Annotated in this window: 14 protein-coding genes and 1 pseudogene; 14 read left to right on the forward strand and 1 reads right to left on the reverse strand. The window is 62.7% G+C overall.

The window, feature by feature from the left end; genetic code table 11:
- Positions 1-17 precede the first annotated feature (17 nt).
- From FBR05_02515 to holA, 5 genes are all read left to right on the forward strand, one after another.
- Positions 18-902, forward strand: coding sequence for a hypothetical protein (locus FBR05_02515; protein ID MDL1871059.1), 885 nt, complete (start codon positions 18-20; stop codon positions 900-902).
- 52 nt (positions 903-954) lie between these two features.
- Positions 955-1,425: a nucleoside deaminase gene (locus FBR05_02520; protein MDL1871060.1), complete on the forward strand. Its 471-nt coding sequence runs from the start codon at positions 955-957 to the stop codon at positions 1,423-1,425.
- A 6-nt stretch (positions 1,426-1,431) separates the two neighbouring features.
- Positions 1,432-1,851 carry a peptide chain release factor-like protein gene (locus FBR05_02525; GenBank protein ID MDL1871061.1) on the forward strand — a complete coding sequence of 140 codons (420 nt, stop codon included), beginning with the start codon at positions 1,432-1,434 and terminating at the stop codon, positions 1,849-1,851.
- A 50-nt stretch (positions 1,852-1,901) separates the two neighbouring features.
- A complete protein-coding gene (locus FBR05_02530; GenBank protein MDL1871062.1) occupies positions 1,902-4,403 on the forward strand; it encodes a leucine--tRNA ligase in 2,502 nt (833 codons plus the stop codon).
- A gap of 268 nt (positions 4,404-4,671) precedes the next feature.
- Complete coding sequence (gene holA, locus FBR05_02535) at positions 4,672-5,652, forward strand: DNA polymerase III subunit delta (protein ID MDL1871063.1); 981 nt, start codon at positions 4,672-4,674, stop codon at positions 5,650-5,652.
- Here the strand turns inward: holA and FBR05_02540 are convergent.
- On the reverse strand, positions 5,641-5,937 hold the full coding sequence (locus tag FBR05_02540; protein ID MDL1871064.1) for a 30S ribosomal protein S20: 297 nt from the start codon (positions 5,935-5,937) through the stop codon (positions 5,641-5,643). The two genes, holA and FBR05_02540, sit on opposite strands and share 12 nt — an antisense overlap.
- A 285-nt stretch (positions 5,938-6,222) precedes the next feature.
- On the opposite strand from FBR05_02540, the gene FBR05_02545 reads away from it, so the two are divergent.
- From FBR05_02545 to FBR05_02585, 9 genes and pseudogenes are all read left to right on the forward strand, one after another.
- Positions 6,223-6,720: a hypothetical protein gene (locus FBR05_02545; protein MDL1871065.1), complete on the forward strand. Its 498-nt coding sequence runs from the start codon at positions 6,223-6,225 to the stop codon at positions 6,718-6,720.
- A 96-nt stretch (positions 6,721-6,816) separates the two neighbouring features.
- Positions 6,817-8,445, forward strand: coding sequence for a murein biosynthesis integral membrane protein MurJ (gene murJ, locus FBR05_02550; protein MDL1871066.1), 1,629 nt, complete (start codon positions 6,817-6,819; stop codon positions 8,443-8,445).
- Positions 8,446-8,544: 99 nt separating this feature from the next.
- On the forward strand, positions 8,545-10,026 hold the full coding sequence (gene lysS / locus FBR05_02555; protein MDL1871067.1) for a lysine--tRNA ligase: 1,482 nt from the start codon (positions 8,545-8,547) through the stop codon (positions 10,024-10,026).
- 13 nt (positions 10,027-10,039) lie between these two features.
- Entirely contained in the window at positions 10,040-11,266 is a 1,227-nt protein-coding gene (locus FBR05_02560) for an ABC transporter permease (GenBank protein ID MDL1871068.1), read from the forward strand.
- The gene (locus tag FBR05_02565; protein MDL1871069.1) at positions 11,266-12,489 is read left to right on the forward strand and encodes an ABC transporter permease; all 1,224 of its coding nucleotides are present in this window, start codon (positions 11,266-11,268) and stop codon (positions 12,487-12,489) included. Before FBR05_02560 ends, FBR05_02565 begins: the two co-directional genes overlap by 1 nt.
- Before the next feature lie 2 nt (positions 12,490-12,491).
- On the forward strand, positions 12,492-13,169 hold the full coding sequence (locus FBR05_02570; protein MDL1871070.1) for an ABC transporter ATP-binding protein: 678 nt from the start codon (positions 12,492-12,494) through the stop codon (positions 13,167-13,169).
- Positions 13,166-15,466 (forward strand): outer membrane protein assembly factor BamA, encoded by a 2,301-nt coding sequence (gene bamA, locus FBR05_02575; protein MDL1871071.1) that lies wholly within the window; start codon positions 13,166-13,168, stop codon positions 15,464-15,466. Before FBR05_02570 ends, bamA begins: the two co-directional genes overlap by 4 nt.
- 94 nt (positions 15,467-15,560) lie before the next feature.
- Positions 15,561-16,094 carry an OmpH family outer membrane protein gene (locus tag FBR05_02580; protein MDL1871072.1) on the forward strand — a complete coding sequence of 178 codons (534 nt, stop codon included), beginning with the start codon at positions 15,561-15,563 and terminating at the stop codon, positions 16,092-16,094.
- 27 nt (positions 16,095-16,121) lie between these two features.
- Positions 16,122-16,286 (forward strand): annotated as a pseudogene (locus FBR05_02585) (Trm112 family protein).
- Positions 16,287-16,445 lie beyond the last annotated feature (159 nt).

A 16,445-nucleotide genomic window follows, 5' to 3' on the forward strand; every position in this document is an offset into this window, starting at 1 on the left:
CAGGACGGAATTAAATCATGGATCGCCGAGACTTCGATGACAAAGTGATCGACTTCCTCTACGACGACCTCGACCCCGCCGACCGCGCGGCCTTTCAGGCCGAGATCGGCGCCCGTGCCGAGCTTGAAGGCGAGGTTCGCGAGTTCGGCCGCGTCGGCCAAATTTACCGCAACCGGCTGCCCGACCTTCAGCCCCCTCCGGCCCTCTTACAAAAAGTTTTGGCCCAGGCGCCCAAGCCCAAGCGGCGTTTTGCCTGGTTCGGCCTCGATGTCGCTTCCTTCTGGCGGCCCGCTCTGACCGGGGCCTTCGTCATGGCCCTGACCCTGGCCGGGATTTATCAATATAAGCTCCATCGCGACGCCCCTGAGCAGGTCGCGAAAAACGAGCCCGCGCCTTCCGTCCCGGCTCCCGATGTGCCCATTCCCGAAGGCGGCGGCGAGATTAGCCTGCGCGACCTTTCCCTGGCCCGCGCCCAGACCCGGCCCATGGCCGAGCCTTCCTGGCGCCAGCCGCGCTTCGGCAACGGTCTGATCTCCTTCGCGAGCTACGGAAATACCGCGCCCGCCTATCCTAGCCCCGCTTATCCGCAGGCCGTTGCGCCCGGCGGGACCTACGAAGAGCTCTACGGCCTCGAGCAAGAGGCCCAAAACGCCGTCGCGCAATTCGCCCACCAGCAGGCTCTGCGGATGCACTCTATGGGCGATCACCGCGGCGCGGCCGAGGCTCTGGCGCTGCTGATCAAGCGCTACCCCAATTACTCCCGCCTCTTCGAGGCCCTGGCCCTGCGCATCGGCTGCCTCTACCAGATCGGGCAGATCGACAAGGCCGAGCAAGAGCTGGCTTGGCTGCGGCAAAGCTCCCCCGAATTGGCCGCGCTGGTCGAGCAGCGTTGGTGGCGCTAGGGCGGCGCATTTTTTTCTGTCCAGAAGCCCGGCTTTCTTCCACAATTCTTTTATGAACGACGCCGACTTCATGCGCCAAGCCATCGCCTCGGCCCGCGAGGGCATCGAGCGCGGCCAGACCCCCTTCGGCGCCTGCATCGTGCGGGACGGAGAGGTCTTGAGCCGCCGCCATAACGAGGTCTGGGCCTTGACCGACATCACCGCCCATGCCGAGATCCTCGCCATCCGCGAGGCCTGTCGCAAGCTCGGGCGCATCGACCTCTCGGGGTCGGTCCTCTATTCCACCTGCGAGCCCTGTCCGATGTGTTTCAGCGCCTGCCATTGGGCGCGGATCGAGAAGATCCGTTACGGCGCCGGCATCGCCGACGCGCAGGCGGCCGGCTTCAACGAAATTACCTTTTCCAACCAGGACATGAAGACCTACGGCGGCTCCCCAGTCGAGGTGGAGAGCGGCCTCCTGAAGGACGAGTGCGTCGCCCTGTTTCGCTTCTGGCTGGAAAAAAATCTCTCCCGGCCTTATTAGGTCCTCATGAACGCCCCCCTCATCTCCGACGCCAAGGTCCGCGACCTCGAGGCCCGCATGTCCCGTTTGGGCGTGCTGGAGTCCGACCTCGAGGAAGAGTTCATCCGCGGCAGCGGGGCGGGGGGCCAGAAGATCAACAAGACCTCCGTCGTCGTCCAACTGCGACACCTGCCCAGCGGCCTGATGGTGCGCTGCCAGGAGAGCCGCAGCCAGGCCTTCAACCGCTTTATGGCCCGCCGCCTCCTGGTCGAAAAGCTCGAGGAGCGGATTTTACAAGAGAAGAGCGAGCGGCGGCAGAAGATCGAAAAACTCCGGCGCCAAAAGCGCAAGCGCTCCAAGCGGGCCAAGGAGAAGATGCTCGAAGGCAAGCGCCGCCACGCCGAGAAAAAGTCCCTGCGCCGCGGCCCCGGCAAGGGGGAGTATTAGCCGCCGAAAAGCGCTTGAAAGGCGCGAAGCCTCCGTGACATGGAAGCCCCATGAGCTTTAAAGACCCGTACGACCCGAAGAAGATCGAACCCAAGTGGCAGGCCTACTGGGAGGAACACCGCTGCTTCCAAGTCCGCGAGGTGGCCGACCGCCCGAAGTTCTACCTGCTAGAGATGTTTCCTTATCCTTCGGGCCGCATTCACATGGGGCACGTGCGCAATTACACGATCGGCGACGTGCTGGCGCGCTTCCTCAAGATGCGCGGCTACAACGTCCTGCACCCGATGGGCTGGGACGCCTTCGGGATGCCCGCCGAGAACGCGGCGATCAAAAACAAGACCCACCCCGCGGCCTGGACGAAAGACAACATCAAGGCGATGCGCGCGCAGCTGCAGCGCCTGGGCTTCAGCTACGACTGGGACCGCGAGGTCGCCACCTGCGAGCCCGAGTACTATCGCTGGGAGCAGAAGATCTTCATCGAGATGTACGAGAAGGGCCTGGCCTACAAGAAGAAGAGCCTCGTCAACTGGTGCCCCAGCTGCCAGACCGTCCTGGCCAACGAGCAGGTCGAGCAGGGGCTTTGCTGGCGCTGCGACAGCGCCGTCGAGCAGAAGCCGCTCGAGCAATGGTTCTTGAAGATCACCGACTACGCCGAGGAGCTGCTGCGGGAGACTTACAACCTCAAGGGCTGGCCCGAGCGCGTCCTCACCATGCAGCGCGAGTGGATCGGCAAAAGCCCGGGCGCCGAGGCCGTCTTCAAGGTCGAGGGGAGCGGGGAGGAGATCCTCATTTTCACCACCCGGCCCGACACGCTTTACGGCGTGACCTTTCTCTCGCTCGCCGCCGAGCATCCCCTGATCGACGCCCTGGTGAAGGACGAGGGCAAGCGCCGGGAGATCGCCGAGTTCCGCGAACGGGTCCGCAAGATCGACCGCGACAAGCGCGTGGCCGACGCCTATGAGAAAGAGGGAATTCCGCTCGGCTTGAACGCCGTGCATCCGCTGACCGGAGAGAAGATTCCGCTCTTTGCGGCCAACTTTGTCTTGATGGAGTACGGGACCGGGGCGGTCATGGCGGTGCCGGCGCACGACCAGCGGGACTTCGACTTTGCGAAGAAGTATGGCTTGCCGATTCGGCTGGTGATCGAGAATGTCGCCGTGGGGGCCGTTCGCGAAGGGCCCCTACAGGCTGCGTATGTGGAACCGGGTACGATGGTTGACAGCGGACCTTTCGGCGGCATGGGCAGCGAGGAGGCCAAAGGCGCCATCGTCAAGCTGCTCGAGAGCCAAAAGGCCGGGCATTCCAAGATCACCTACAAGCTCCGCGACTGGGGCGTCTCGCGCCAGCGTTACTGGGGCGCGCCCATCCCCATCGTCTACTGCCCGGATTGCGGCGCCGTGCCGGAGAAGATCGAGAACCTCCCGGTGAAATTGCCCCTCGACGTCGAGTTCACGGGGGAGGGTGGTTCGCCGCTCGCCAAGATCGACTCCTTCGTGAACGCCGCTTGTCCGAAATGCGGAAAGCTGGCGCGCCGCGAGACCGACACCTTCGACACCTTCATGGAGTCCTCCTGGTATTTCCTGCGCTATCTCTCGCCCAAGGACGGCGACGAGCCCTTCAGCCGGCGCTCCTCCGACTACTGGATGCCGGTCGACCAGTACATCGGCGGGATCGAGCACGCGGTCCTGCACCTCTTGTATTCGCGGTTTTTCACCAAGGTGCTGCGCGACTTGGGCTACACCGGCGTCTCCGAGCCCTTCCAAAACCTGCTCACGCAGGGCATGGTCATCAAGGACGGCGCCAAGATGAGCAAGTCAAAAGGCAACGTCGTCGACCCCGAGTACCTGATCGAGAAGTACGGCGCCGACACCGCGCGGCTCTTCTGTCTCTTCGCCTCGCCGCCGGAGAAGGACCTCGACTGGAACGACGCGGGGGTCGAGGGCAGCGCCCGCTTCCTCAACCGCGTCTGGCGCCTTTTGGCCGATCTCGCGCCGCTGTACCGCCGGCGGGAGGGGCCGGTCAAGAGCAGCCCGAAGCCCCAGGGCAAGGCGCTGCGCGAGGTCCACGCCAAGCTCCACCGCACCATCCAAAAAGTCACCGAGGACGTGCAGCAGGACTTTCACTTCAACACCGCCATCGCGGCGGTCATGGAGCTGGTCAACAAGGTCGGCGAGGTGCCGCGCTCCGATTGGGAGGGCGAGGAGGGGAGGGGGCTGCTCGCGGAGCTCCTCGAATCCCTGGTCCTGCTCCTCTCGCCCTTCGTCCCGCACTTTTGCGAGGAGGCCTGGAGGAACCTGGGCTTCGAGGGCAGCCTCTTGGACGTAGCCTGGCCCGGCTTCGACCCCGAGGCCACATTGGCCGAGACCGTCACGGTCATCGTCCAGGTCAACGGCAAGCTGCGCGGCAAGGCCGAGCTGCCGCCGGGGGTCAGCGAGGAGGAGGTCCGCCGGATCGTCGACACCGACGAGAAGATCCGGGCGCACCTCGAGGGGAAGTCCGTGGTCAAGACGATCTTCGTGCCGGGGAAATTGCTGAATATCGTCGTTAAGTAGTTTGCCGTCTTGGGTCGAAGAATTATGGTGCGCCCGGTGCGGGGGGCGGGAATATGTTTCCCTCCGGCTTTTCCGAAACTCGCGGTTTATTAGATGGTCGTGCAGAACGCTGAGTTTGTAGAGGTGAGAGTGACTGTTTAAGGACGCTCAGACAGTCGGAAAAGCCTCCGGGAAACATATTCCCGCCCCCCGCACCGGGCGGTCTATGGTAGGGGCCGTTCGCGAACGGCCCCTACGGACGCCGCATTTGAGGTAAGTTCGATAAACCATGTCCCTAGCGATGCTAAAATCCGCCGAAAAAATCCCCCTCGACCCGGTCGTCGCCCTGATCGGTCCCGAGGCCTATCTGCGCGAAAAATTTCGCGAGTCCCTCGTTTCCCGAGCCCTCGGCGCGGCCCTCAAGGACATGAACTTCGCCCAATTCTTCGCCGGCGACGACGACATCCGCCGCGTCGTCGAGGCCTGCCAAGACTACCCCTGCTTCGCCGAACGCCGCGTCGTCGTCCTCCGCGACGCGGGCGATCTCAAGGCCAAGGAGGCCGAAACCCTCAGCGCCTACCTCGATTCCCCCCAGCCGACCACCTTGCTGCTGCTCGACGACGAAAAATTGGACGGGAGGCTCGAATGGGTGAAGAAGCTTAAGAAGAAGGCTCGAGTGGTCGAGCTGGAGACCCCCGCCCGCGACGAGGCCGAGGCTTGGGTGCGGGACTGCCTGCAACGCGAAGGCAAAAAGGCCGCCCCCGAGGTCGTCGAACGCCTGGTCGACTGGGTGGGGCTGTCCTTAGGCGCCCTGCAGCTGGCCGTCACCCAATGCTGCCTCTACATCGGCGACGAGCCGGCGCTGCGGCTCAAGGACGTCGAGGAATTATTGGTCAAGGTTACCGACGAGAACGTCTTCGAGGTGATCGACGCGCTCTTCCAAAAAAACTACGTCCAGCTCCACCGCTCCCTCGAGCTGCTGCTGGCCAGCGGGGAAGAGCCGCTGAAAATCCTCTCCCTGATCCACCGCCACATCTCCATCCTGCTCACCCTCAAGTTTTCGGGGCTGCGCCGCGCCGGCTCGCTGTTCCGCATGCCGCCGATGGCCTGGAAGAAGTACGAGCAGCAGGCGCACCGCTACGGCAAACGCCTCGGCCTGGCCCTTTGGGCCCCGCTGACGCGCGCGGACCTGCGCCTGAAGGGCAGCGCCTTGCCGCGGCCCCTGCTGCTTAAGAGATGCGTGGATGAGATTATCGGATTACTTGCCTAAGGAAGCGACCAGCTTGGAGAGCCGCGAGATCTTGCGCGAACGGTTCTTCGAATGAAGGATCCCCTTCGAGACGGCCTTGTCGATCTTCTTGATCGCGTCCAGCAGGGCGGTTTTTGCCAAGGTGGCGTCCTTTTTCTCCACCGATTGGCGGACCTTCTTGATGAAGGTGCGGACTTCGGAGCGGATCGTCGCGTTGCGCTCGGCCCGCTTCAGATTCTGCTTGTGGCGCTTGATCTGAGAGCGGTGGCGGCCTTTGGGGAGTTTGGGTTTCTTCGCGTCTGCCATATCGATCCTTCCGAAAAGAATAATCTTTAAAAGCCTTTGAAGGCGCGCTTGTGTAACAAAGGGGGGAGGGGCCTGTCAAACCGTTAATCGTCCCTTCGAGGCATTCGGGACCGCCGGAAAGTACTCAAACAAATTGCAAAATTTGCCAAGCGCGAATGGGCTTAGATTTTAACTATATGTATTTATTAATATTTTCTAAATCCCCCGTTTTGGTCCATACCTTGCTTTAGCTTCCTCCGTCAGCGGGCCGCGCCCAAGGCCCCCTAAAAAATGGAGGATTTCGCGATGGATTTCGAAAATATTCTCAGCAAAAACCCTTTCATCGACGGCAAGATCGACGGCTACCTTCGCCAAAAAGACGGCGTCGATCGCCTCTATTTCAACAGCGACCACGTCGAGGGGGCCAAGGCCGGTCGCTATCACGAGGTGGATGCCGACGACGAGATCCTCGTCAAGAACGAAGACGGCAGCTCCGAGGCGGCCTCCGCCCACGACTTCGTCACCGGCGATCAATTTCAGGGCTTTGGCAGCCCTCAACAACGCCTGGCTTTGTTGCAGAAGGCCGCCAAGTATGAGGTGCGGGGGGACTTCCGCACCCGGGATGCGCAGCTGCCGGTCGCGGAGGATTTCCAGGGCATGGTGGACCGACTCGATCCTAACGAGGCCCGCGTCGCCGTGGCGCCGCCTCAGTTAGGCAGCAGCGTGTTGCAGTACCTGGCCTTCCGGGCCGAGGACGCCGCCGATTCCCTTCAGGGTTCCCTGCAGAAATATTTTGGCGCCTAATCCCCGGTCTGCGGCACTCCAAAAAAAATTTAGGTGGCCCTTCAGGGATCCAACAAAAGACTTGCGAGTCCCCGGGGCAGACCCTAAACCCAGGACATGGCCCCCAAGGACCCCGCTGCGCCTCCCGAGGATCCCCTGCAGATGAGCGCGGCCGATCCGGCCGATCTGGAGGCGCCGAAGATGGTCGGCCCGGCGGGGATGGTTGGGGCCATGACCCTCCTAAGCCGCATCTTCGGTCTCGCGCGCGACTCGGCCATCGCCTATATCCTCGGCACCCGCGCCGCGGCGGACGCCTTCTACGTCGCTTTCCGAATTCCCAATCTCCTACGCCGCCTCTTGGCCGAGGGCAACCTGACCATGTCTTTCGTGCCGGTGTTCACCGAGAGTTACCGGCGGTCGAAACAAGAGGCCAAGGAGATCGTCGACGTCACCTTTACCTTGCTGACGCTGCTGCTTTCGGTCGTGACCCTGGCCGGCGTCCTCGGCGCGGGCGTCTTCGTGCGGGTGACCGCGTTGGGCTTCGAGGCCGATCCCGAAAAATTCGCCCTCACGGTCCTGCTGACCAAGATCACCTTTCCTTACATCTTCCTCGTTTCGCTGGGCGCCCTGGCGATGGGGATCCTCAACTCCCGCAAACGCTTCCTCACCCCGGCCTTCGCCCCCGTGTTGTTGAACATCGGAATCATTATGGGGGCCTGGCTCCTTTCCGGGCGTTTCGCCGATCCCGCCGTCGGCATCGCCTGGGGCGTCATCCTCGGGGGCTTTTTTCAGTTGCTGATCCAGGTCCCGCCCCTGATCCGCGAAGGACTTTTCCCGAAAATCAGCTTTCATTGGAGGCATCCGGGCGTCCGCAAGATCGGCCGCCTCATGCTGCCCAGCATCTACGGCTCGGCGGTCTATCAGATCAACCTGCTGGCGATCACCTTCATGGCCTCCTATCTGCCCACCGGCTCGGTGAGCTACCTCTGGTACGCCGATCGGGTGATCGAGTTTCCCCTCGGGATCTTCGCGGTCTCGCTGGCCACCGTTGTCCTGCCGCTGCTCTCCGAGCACGCGGCGGAAAAAGACTTCGTCCGCATGAAACAGGCGATGCGCAAGGCCCTCGCCACCGTCTGGCTGGTCAATATCCCCGCGGCCGTCGGACTGGCCGTTCTGGCCAAGCCCATCATCGCGGTCCTGTTTTTCCGCGGCGGCTTCAACGAGGAATCGACGCGGCTCACGGCGGAGACGCTCCAGTGCTTTGCGGTGGGCTTGCCCTTCGTCTCGGCGACGCGGATTACCTCCTCGGCCTTTTACGCCGTCCAGGACGCGCGCAAGCCGGTGCGCGCCGCCAACCTCGCGGTGCTGGTCAACATCGCCGCAGGCTTCGCTCTGCTCTGGCCCTTGCAACACCGCGGCCTCGCCCTGGGCGTCGGTATCGGCTCGATCGCCAACTTCGCCATGCTGCTCTACGACTACCGCAAGTCGGTGGGGCCGCTCGGCCTGCGCTCCCTCGCGGGCTCCATCCTCAAGATGGCCGGGGCGTCGGGGCTCATGGCCCTCGTCCTGTTCGTCGCCATGCGCTACTGGGATTGGACCTTCGCGCCCATGCTGCCGCGCAGCCTCTACCTGATCGCCATGATCGCGTTGGGCTCGGGGGTCTATTTTCTCGCGGTGACGCTGCTCAAGGTCGAGGGGAGCGAGGTCTTGCTGGGGGCGATCCGGCGGCGCCTGCGCCGCCGCTAGGCGCGGCGGCGAGGCCGGTTTTTGCCGCTTTTCCCTTGACCTTCGCGGGCGCCCCGACTAACCCCTCTTCAGCTAAACCCCCAATTTCTATTCGGTTTTATGGAAGACAACCTCTACTACCAGCAGCGCCTCGAAAAATTGCAGAAGCTCAAGGAAGAGGGCCTCAATCCCTTTCCCAACGACTTGAGCTGCACGCACACCAGCGGCGAAATTTTGCAAAACCACTCCGGTCTTTCCAAAGAGGAGCTGGAGGCGAAGAAGATCGAGGTGCGGCTGGCCGGGCGCATCATGTTCCAGCGCTCCTTCGGCAAGGCCTGCTTCGTCAAGCTGAAGGACCGCGACGGGCGCATCCAGGCCTACGTCAAGAAAGACGCGGTCTCCGAGGCCGATTGGGCCCTCTTCGAGCGCGCCGAGGTGGGGGATTTTCTTTGGGTCGAGGGCTACCTGTTCCGCACCAAGACCGACGAGCTCTCGATCCACGTCGAGAAGTTGCGCCTCGCGGTGAAGAGCCTCCAGCAGCTCCCCGAAAAATTCCACGGTCTGACCGACATCGAGGCGCGCTACCGCCAGCGCTACGTCGACCTCATCATGAACGACGAGGTGAAGGACGTCTTCCTCAAGCGCTCGCTCGTCATCCAGAAGATCCGCCAGTTCTTAGTCGAGCGCCGCTTCGTCGAGGTCGAGACGCCGATGATGCAGCCCATTCCGGGCGGCGCGGCGGCCAAGCCCTTCGTCACGCACCACAACGCCCTCGACATGAAGCTCTACCTGCGCATCGCGCCCGAGCTCTACCTCAAGCGCCTCGTGGTCGGCGGCATCGAGCGGGTCTTCGAGATCAACCGCAACTTCCGCAACGAGGGGATCAGCATCCAGCACAACCCCGAGTTCACCATGCTCGAGTTCTACCAGGCCTACGCCACCTACGAGGACCTGATCGCCCTGACCGAGGAGATGCTCGCCCGCCTGGCCCTGGAAGTCTGCGGTTCGACCGAGATCAGCTACCAAGGCGCCGCGCTCAGCTTCCAAAAGCCCTTCCGGCGCCTGACGCTCAAGGAGGCCCTCGTCCAGATCGGCGGCTTCGATCCCGCGATATTGACCTCGCGCGACAAGGCCCTGGCCGAAGCGAAGCGCCTCGAGATCCATTTGAAGAAGGAAAAAGAGGGCCTCGGCGCCATCTTGACCGAACTCTTCGAAGAAAAGGTCGAAAAACAGCTGATCCAGCCGACCTTCATCACCCAGTACCCGACCGAGGTCTCGCCGCTCTCGCGGCGCAACGAGGCCGACCCCGAGGTGACCGACCGCTTCGAGCTTTTCATCTACGGCCGCGAGATCGCCAACGGCTTCAGCGAGCTCAACGACCCGCTCGACCAGAAGGAACGTTTCCTCAAGCAGGTCGCCGCCCGCGAGGCCGGCGACGAGGAGGCCATGTACCTCGACCAAGATTTCATCACCGCCCTCGAGTACGGCATGCCGCCCACGGCGGGCGAGGGCATCGGCATCGATCGCCTGGTCATGCTCCTGACCGACCAGGCCTCGATCCGCGACGTGATCCTCTTCCCGCACATGCGGGCGAAAGGCTAGTTCCCCAAGCGCCATGAAAGCGCAGACCTTCCTCGCCGTTAAATTCCTCTCCGGAAAGGAGCGCAGCTTCCTCGTCTCCTTCCTGACCTGGATGGCGATCCTGGGCGTCCTCGTCTCGGTCGCGGCCTTTTTGGTCGTCGAGGCGGTGATGGTGGGCTTCGGCAAGGACTTGCAGGCCAAGGTCATCGGCTTCTCCCCGCACCTCTCCCTCGTCCTGAAACCCGGCGCGAGCGCCGGCCCCGAACTTTTGCAAAAGCTCCGCGACCTGCCCGGCGTCGCCGGCGTCGCGCGCTTGGTCGACGGCGAGGCCGTCCTGCGCACCGAAGAAGACGAGACCCAGGGCGTCCGCGTCCGTGGCCTCGAGCCGGGGGAGGCGCGCTTCCCGCCCTCATTCCAAGTGTCCTTCGAGGAAGGGGAGGGCTGGGACTCGCTGCGGGCCGAGGGCGAGCAGGTCCCCGGCATCCTCCTGGGCCGCGAGCTGGCCTCCAGCCTCGGCGTCGTGCCCTTCCTGCGGGAAGGGGTCGAGCTGCTCTATCCCTTCGGCGAGGTGGGGCCCACCGGCGAGGTCGAGCCCAACCTGCGGCGCTTTCGCGTCGTGGGGACCTTCAAGTCCGGCTATTTCGACTACGACAACAAGTTCGCGCTCGCCTCCCTCGATCAAGTGCGGCGCCTCTTCGGCGAGCACGCCCCCGAGCAGGTCGGCGTCACTTTCGCCAAGCCCGAGGAAAGTCTCGCGCGTCGCGGCGCCTTCCAGGGCCTGCCCGACGTCGAGCGTGTCGAGACCTGGCAGGAGAAGAACACACGCCTCTTCTCGGCGCTGCGCCTGGAGCGCCTCGGCATGGCCTTCGTCCTGACGCTGATGGTCCTGCTCGCCTCCTTCAATATCCTCTCGATGCTGATGATGGTCGTCTACGAGCGCCGGCGCGACCTGGCGATCCTCAAGTCCCTCGGCATGTCGGAGCGGGACCTCTCGGGGATCTTCTTTCGGGCGGGGCTTTGGATCGGCGTCGTGGGCGGCTTGGGCGGGACGGCCTTGGGGCTGGGGCTCTGTTGGCTGCTCAAGACCGTCAAGCTCCCCTTGCCCGCGCCTTATTACCTGGAAGCCTTGCCGGTGGATGTGAACCCGCTTTGGATCGCGCTGACCTTCCTCTTGGCCTTAGGCATGAGCCTCGCGGCGACCTTGCTGCCGGCGCGGGAGGGGAGGCGGCTGACGGTGGTGGAGGCCTTGCGGTACGAATAATGTCCTGGGATTTATTTTTAGCGAAAAAATACCTTCGCAACCCCGCCAAGCGGGGAATCCGGCTCGTCCTGCGCCTGGCGGTGCTCGGCGTCGCCTTGGGCGTCGCGACCTTGAGCCTGACGCAGGCGGTGATGAACGGCTTCGAGCGGGTCTTTCGCGAGAGCATTTTGGGTTTCAACGCCCACCTGGTCGTGCTCAAGGACGGCGAGATGGCAGATCCGGCGGGCGAGGAAAAGGCGATTCTGGGCCCAATTTCCGGCGAGGCCCTCGCCGCCACGCCTTTCCTGTACAGAGAAGTCCTCCTGGTGGCCCACGGAAGGGTTAAAGGGGCGGTTTTTAAGGGCATCGATCCCTTGACCTTTGCCAGGGTCTATGCTGTAAAGACTCGCCGCGCGGGTGGCGCGCAAGTACCTGCAAAGATTGAAGAACTGCTGAAAGGCGAGGGTGAGACCCCCAACGTGGTGTTGGGCGAGGATCTGGCCGAAGAATTGGGCATCACGGGTCCCGACGAGACCCTCAAGGTTTTTCTCCCCAAGAAGTCGGCGGGGACGGCTGAAAAAAATTTCCAAAGCTTCAAGGTCGCGGGAATTTTTCAAACGGGTCTCTACGAATTCGACCGCGGCTTCGCCTTCGTCGATCTCGGGCGCATGCAAGGGATCCTCGAATCGCCGGGACTCGCGACCGGCATCGAGATGAAGCTGAAGCGCCCGCTGGACGCGGACGCGCTGGCCCTGGATCTCAAGCAAAGCTTGGGTCCTGGCTACGAGGCGGTCAGCTGGCAGCGCTTGAACGGCCCCTTGTTTTCCGCGCTGCGCAACGAGCGCCTGATGTTTTTGATCATCATGGCGATGGTCGTGGCGGTGGCTTCCTTCAACATCGTCGGCGTGCTCTTGCTGATGATCTTCGATCGAAGCCGCGAGATCTCGATCCTGCGGGCGCTCGGCGCGCCGAACCGCGGGGTGCAAAGGCTCTTTGGCTATCAGGGATTGGCGATCGGGGCGCTCGGCAGCGTCTTGGGGATCGCGCTGGCGGCGGGCCTGGGATGGTTCGTGCAGCGCAGCGGAGTCCTCAAGCTGGAGAAAGAAGTCTACTTGATCGAACGCCTGCCCGTCGCCTGGTCGCCGTCGGTGCTGGCGGCGACGGCGGGCGTGAGCCTGGCGATCGCGCTCTTGGCGACCTGGGTCGCGGTGCGGCGGCTCAAGCATAACCGACTGGATTTGTAGCGATGGCGGCATTGATCGAAGCCCACAACCTCCACAAGACCTACGGCGATGCCGCGGACCGCGTCGAGGTCCTGAAGGGCGTCGATTTCGCGGTGGAGGAGGGCGAGGCGGTGGCCGTCTTGGGCGCCTCGGGCGCCGGAAAGTCTACCTTGCTCCATCTGCTGGGCACTTTGGATAAACCGACGGAGGGTCGGGTGACGTTCGAAGGGAGCGATCTTTTCGCGCTCTCCGACGCCGAACTCAGCCGCTTTCGCAACCGGACGATGGGTTTCGTGTTCCAGTTCCACCATCTGCTGCCGATGCTGAGCGCCCGGGAAAACGTCATGCTGCCCCTCTTGATCGGGGGCGAAAAGAGGCGCGAGGCCGAGGCCCGCGCCGAGGCCATGCTGGCCGGGGTCGGGTTGTCGCACCGGCTCGAGCACAAGCCCTCCGAGCTCTCCGGAGGCGAGCAGCAGCGGGTGGCGATCGCCCGGGCCCTGATCGCGGGGCCGAGGGTGCTGTTCGCGGACGAGCCGACGGGAAACCTGGACAGCCGCACCGGAGAAGAAACGGCGGATTTACTGATGAAGCTTCACCAAGAATTACGGATGACCCTCGTGGTCGTCACCCACAACGAGCGGCTGGCCCAAAGGCTGCCCAGAAACGTCCGCATGCAGGACGGGCGGGTGCAGCCCGCATGAGATCCATGAGACCAAAAACACTCCTTCCCTTCCTTTTTGCCTTGTTTTTCCTGGCCGGCTTTTTTCTCCCGGGTCCCCGCGACGCCGGCGCCCAAGAACGCGTCGTCGAGATCGAGGTGCAGGGCAACAAAACCGTCGAGACGCAAGTCATCCTGACCCAGATCCAGCAGCAAAAGGGCGGCGCCTACTCCCGCGAGAAGGTCAGCGCCGACGTGGCGCGCGTCTACAAGCTGGGCCTCTTCGAGGATGTCGAGGTCGAGAAGGTCGGCGCCGCCGGCGGCGTAAAGCTCGTCTTCAAGGTCGTCGAGAAGGGGCCGATCGACGAGATCGTCATCGAGGGCAACAAGAAAGTCGGGGAGGGCAAGATCCGCGAGGTCCTCACCGTCAAGACCAACGTCCCAGCCGACAACCGCAAGCTGGGCGAGTCGAAAGAGCGGATCAAAGAGATCTACAGCAAGGAAGGCTTCAGCGCGACGACGGTGGAAACCGAGGTCCGGGAAAAGGGCGGAAAGCGTCAGCTGGTCTTCAAGATCAACGAGGTCAAGGCCGAGGTGGTTCGCGGCATCCGCTTCGAGGGCAACACGGTGTTCAGCGACCGCAAGCTCAAGGGGATCATCCGTACCAAGAAGAAGGGCATCCTTTCCTTCCTTACGGGCTCGGGCAAATACCGGCCCGAGCAGATCGAGCAGGACATCCAGCTGATCACCTACAACTACCTCAACAAGGGCTACATGAAGGTGAGGGTGGGGCAGCCCAAGGTCGAGTACAACGAGCAGGAAAAGGGCCTGATCTTGACCTACTACATCGACGAGGGCGACCCCTACCGCATCGGCGAGATCGGCTTCGAGGGCGACATCCTGACGACCAAGGAAGAGCTGCAGCGCAAGCTGCACACGATGAAGGGCAACCTCTACAGCCAGAAGATCATGGAGGAAGACCTCCAGAAGCTGACCGAGTTCTACGGAAACCAGGGCTACGCCTTCGCCAACATCAACCCGCAGACCAGCCTGCACGACGACACCAAGACCGCGGATATCAATTTCGTCATCGACCAGGGGCGCAAGGTCTTCATCGAGCGCATCAACATCACCGGCAACACCATCACCCGCGACAAGGTCATCCGCCGCGAGCTCAAGGTGGTCGAGAACAGCCTCTACAACGAGGGCCTGGTCCGGCTCTCCAAGCGCAAGCTCGAGCAGCTCGGCTACTTCGAGACCGTCGAGATCTCCACCCCGCGCGGCTCCAGCGACGACAAGCTGGTCCTCAACATCAACGTGAAAGAGAAGCCCACCGGCACCTTCAGCGTCGGCGCGGGCTTCAGCTCCTCCGAGAGCTTCCTCTTCACCGCCTCGGTCTCGAAGAACAACTTCCTCGGCTTAGGCATCAGCGGCTCGATCAACGCCGAAATCTCGGGGAGGCGCCAGCAGTTCTCCTTCCAGGTCACCGATCCCTATCTCTTCGACACCAACTGGATCCTCCAAGCCAACGGCTTCCGCATCACCAGCGACTTCAACGATTTTCGCCGCAAGTCTTTCGGCGGCGAGATCGACCTGGGCCGGCGCATCTTCGACTTCAGCTCCTTCAGCATCGGCTACCGTATCGAGGACGTCAAACTGGACGACTTCGACTTGATCGTCCCCGAGTTCTTCAAGCAGAACGCCGACGGCCTCACCTCCAGCCTGGTCTTCCAGTTCCAGCGCGACACCCGGAACAACCCCATCATCACCACCAAGGGCCTCTACAGCAACCTGTCGGTCGAGTATGCCGGCAACGGCCTGGGCGGCGACGTCGATTTCCTCCGGGTCACGGCCAACCAGAGGGTCTACATCCCCCTCTGGAAGAATTCCGTCCTCAAGTTCCAAGGCCGCGTCGGCTACATTAAATCCCTCGACGATGAACCCGTTCCGCTTTTCGAGCGTTTCTTTACGGGAGGCATCAACAGCCTGCGCGGCTACGAGTTTCGTTCCGTGGGGCCCAGCGTCACCATTCCGGACGGAATCACCGGAAAGGACGAAGAATTCGTCTACGGCGGCAACAAGCTGCTGCTGTTTAACCTCGAATACGAGTTCCCCATCTACGACGCGGCCGGCTTTCGGGGCGTGGTTTTCGTCGATGCGGGCAATACCTTCGCGGAGGACGAAGACCTAAATCCCCTGAAATTGCGTGCGGATGCGGGCGCGGGCATCCGGTGGCTTTCGCCCTTCGGCCCGCTGCGCTTCGAGTGGGGCTTCCCCTTCAAGCGCAAGGAAGGGGAGAAGCGGAGCGTCTTTAATTTCACGATCGGGTCATTTTTTTAGTGCCGAACGCCGCGACTTGATTTAAAGGATTTGCGGCTTGTTTAGGGTTTATTTCGAACAATCCTTGGTTTCCCTTAATGGAGGAAGACATTCTATGAAACGATGGAAGTATGTGTTGGCCGCCCTGTTTGTCGTCGCGATGCAAGGCGTGGCCCAGGCCCAACAACTCAAGATCGGCCTGGTCGATTTCCAAAAGGCCCTGAACGACGTCGAAGAGGGCAAGCGCGCCAAGGCCTCGCTCAAGGCCCAGTTCGAACAGAAGCAGGCCGCCCTGACCGCCAAGCAAAACGCCCTCAAGGGGCTCAAGGACCAGCTCGAGACCCAGCGCGCCGCGCTCAGCCCCGAGGCGATGAAGGCGAAAGAGGCCGAGTACCGCGACAAGTTCCTCGACCTACAGAAGACGCTGACCCAGTTCCAAAGCGAGATGGCCACCAAGGAGGCCGAGATGACCCGCGGCATCATCATCAAGATGCGCGGCGCCGTCCAATCCGTCGGGCAGAAGGGCGGCTACAACCTGATCTTCGAGACCTCGCAGGACGCCGTGCTTTACGCCCCCGGCGCCACCGACCTGACGGCCCAGGTGGTTTCCGCCTACAATTCGGGCGCTGGAGCCTCGGCGGCGAAGTAGTTTAAAAAGCCCGCGCCGGAGACCGCGATGACCGTCCGCCCGGAATTGCTCGAAATTTTAGTATGCCCGCGCTGCCAGGGTAAGGTAAGCTACGATCCTGGCAAACAGGGCCTTGTCTGCATGAAATGTGAGTTGCTCTACCCCGTGCAGGGTGACATTCCTATCATGCTGGAGGACGAGGCCTTTCCGATTCGACAGGGAGGAGAATCCATGACGGCTGGCGGCAAGCGGACGGTGGCGGTTTTCGAGATCACCGAAGGCAAGAACAAGGGGCAGATCGTCAAGCTCCCCGAGGGCACCTGCAAGGCGATCGGCCGAAGCCTCGACGACATCAACAAAACCCAGGTGTTC

This window comes from Deltaproteobacteria bacterium PRO3, assembly GCA_030263375.1.
Classification (GTDB): domain Bacteria; phylum UBA10199; class UBA10199; order DSSB01; family DSSB01; genus DSSB01.

Bases quoted from the DNA above. Each gene is read 5' to 3' on its own strand.
- FBR05_02515 (MDL1871059.1), top strand. From the start codon at position 18: ATGGATCGCCGAGACTTCGATGACAAAGTGATCGACTTCCTCTACGAC.
- FBR05_02520 (MDL1871060.1), top strand. From the start codon at position 955: ATGAACGACGCCGACTTCATGCGCCAAGCCATCGCCTCGGCCCGCGAG.
- FBR05_02525 (MDL1871061.1), top strand. From the start codon at position 1,432: ATGAACGCCCCCCTCATCTCCGACGCCAAGGTCCGCGACCTCGAGGCC.
- FBR05_02530 (MDL1871062.1), top strand. From the start codon at position 1,902: ATGAGCTTTAAAGACCCGTACGACCCGAAGAAGATCGAACCCAAGTGG.
- holA (MDL1871063.1), top strand. From the start codon at position 4,672: ATGTCCCTAGCGATGCTAAAATCCGCCGAAAAAATCCCCCTCGACCCG.
- FBR05_02540 (MDL1871064.1), bottom strand. From the start codon at position 5,937: ATGGCAGACGCGAAGAAACCCAAACTCCCCAAAGGCCGCCACCGCTCT.
- FBR05_02545 (MDL1871065.1), top strand. From the start codon at position 6,223: ATGGATTTCGAAAATATTCTCAGCAAAAACCCTTTCATCGACGGCAAG.
- murJ (MDL1871066.1), top strand. From the start codon at position 6,817: ATGGCCCCCAAGGACCCCGCTGCGCCTCCCGAGGATCCCCTGCAGATG.
- lysS (MDL1871067.1), top strand. From the start codon at position 8,545: ATGGAAGACAACCTCTACTACCAGCAGCGCCTCGAAAAATTGCAGAAG.
- FBR05_02560 (MDL1871068.1), top strand. From the start codon at position 10,040: ATGAAAGCGCAGACCTTCCTCGCCGTTAAATTCCTCTCCGGAAAGGAG.
- FBR05_02565 (MDL1871069.1), top strand. From the start codon at position 11,266: ATGTCCTGGGATTTATTTTTAGCGAAAAAATACCTTCGCAACCCCGCC.
- FBR05_02570 (MDL1871070.1), top strand. From the start codon at position 12,492: ATGGCGGCATTGATCGAAGCCCACAACCTCCACAAGACCTACGGCGAT.
- bamA (MDL1871071.1), top strand. From the start codon at position 13,166: ATGAGATCCATGAGACCAAAAACACTCCTTCCCTTCCTTTTTGCCTTG.
- FBR05_02580 (MDL1871072.1), top strand. From the start codon at position 15,561: ATGAAACGATGGAAGTATGTGTTGGCCGCCCTGTTTGTCGTCGCGATG.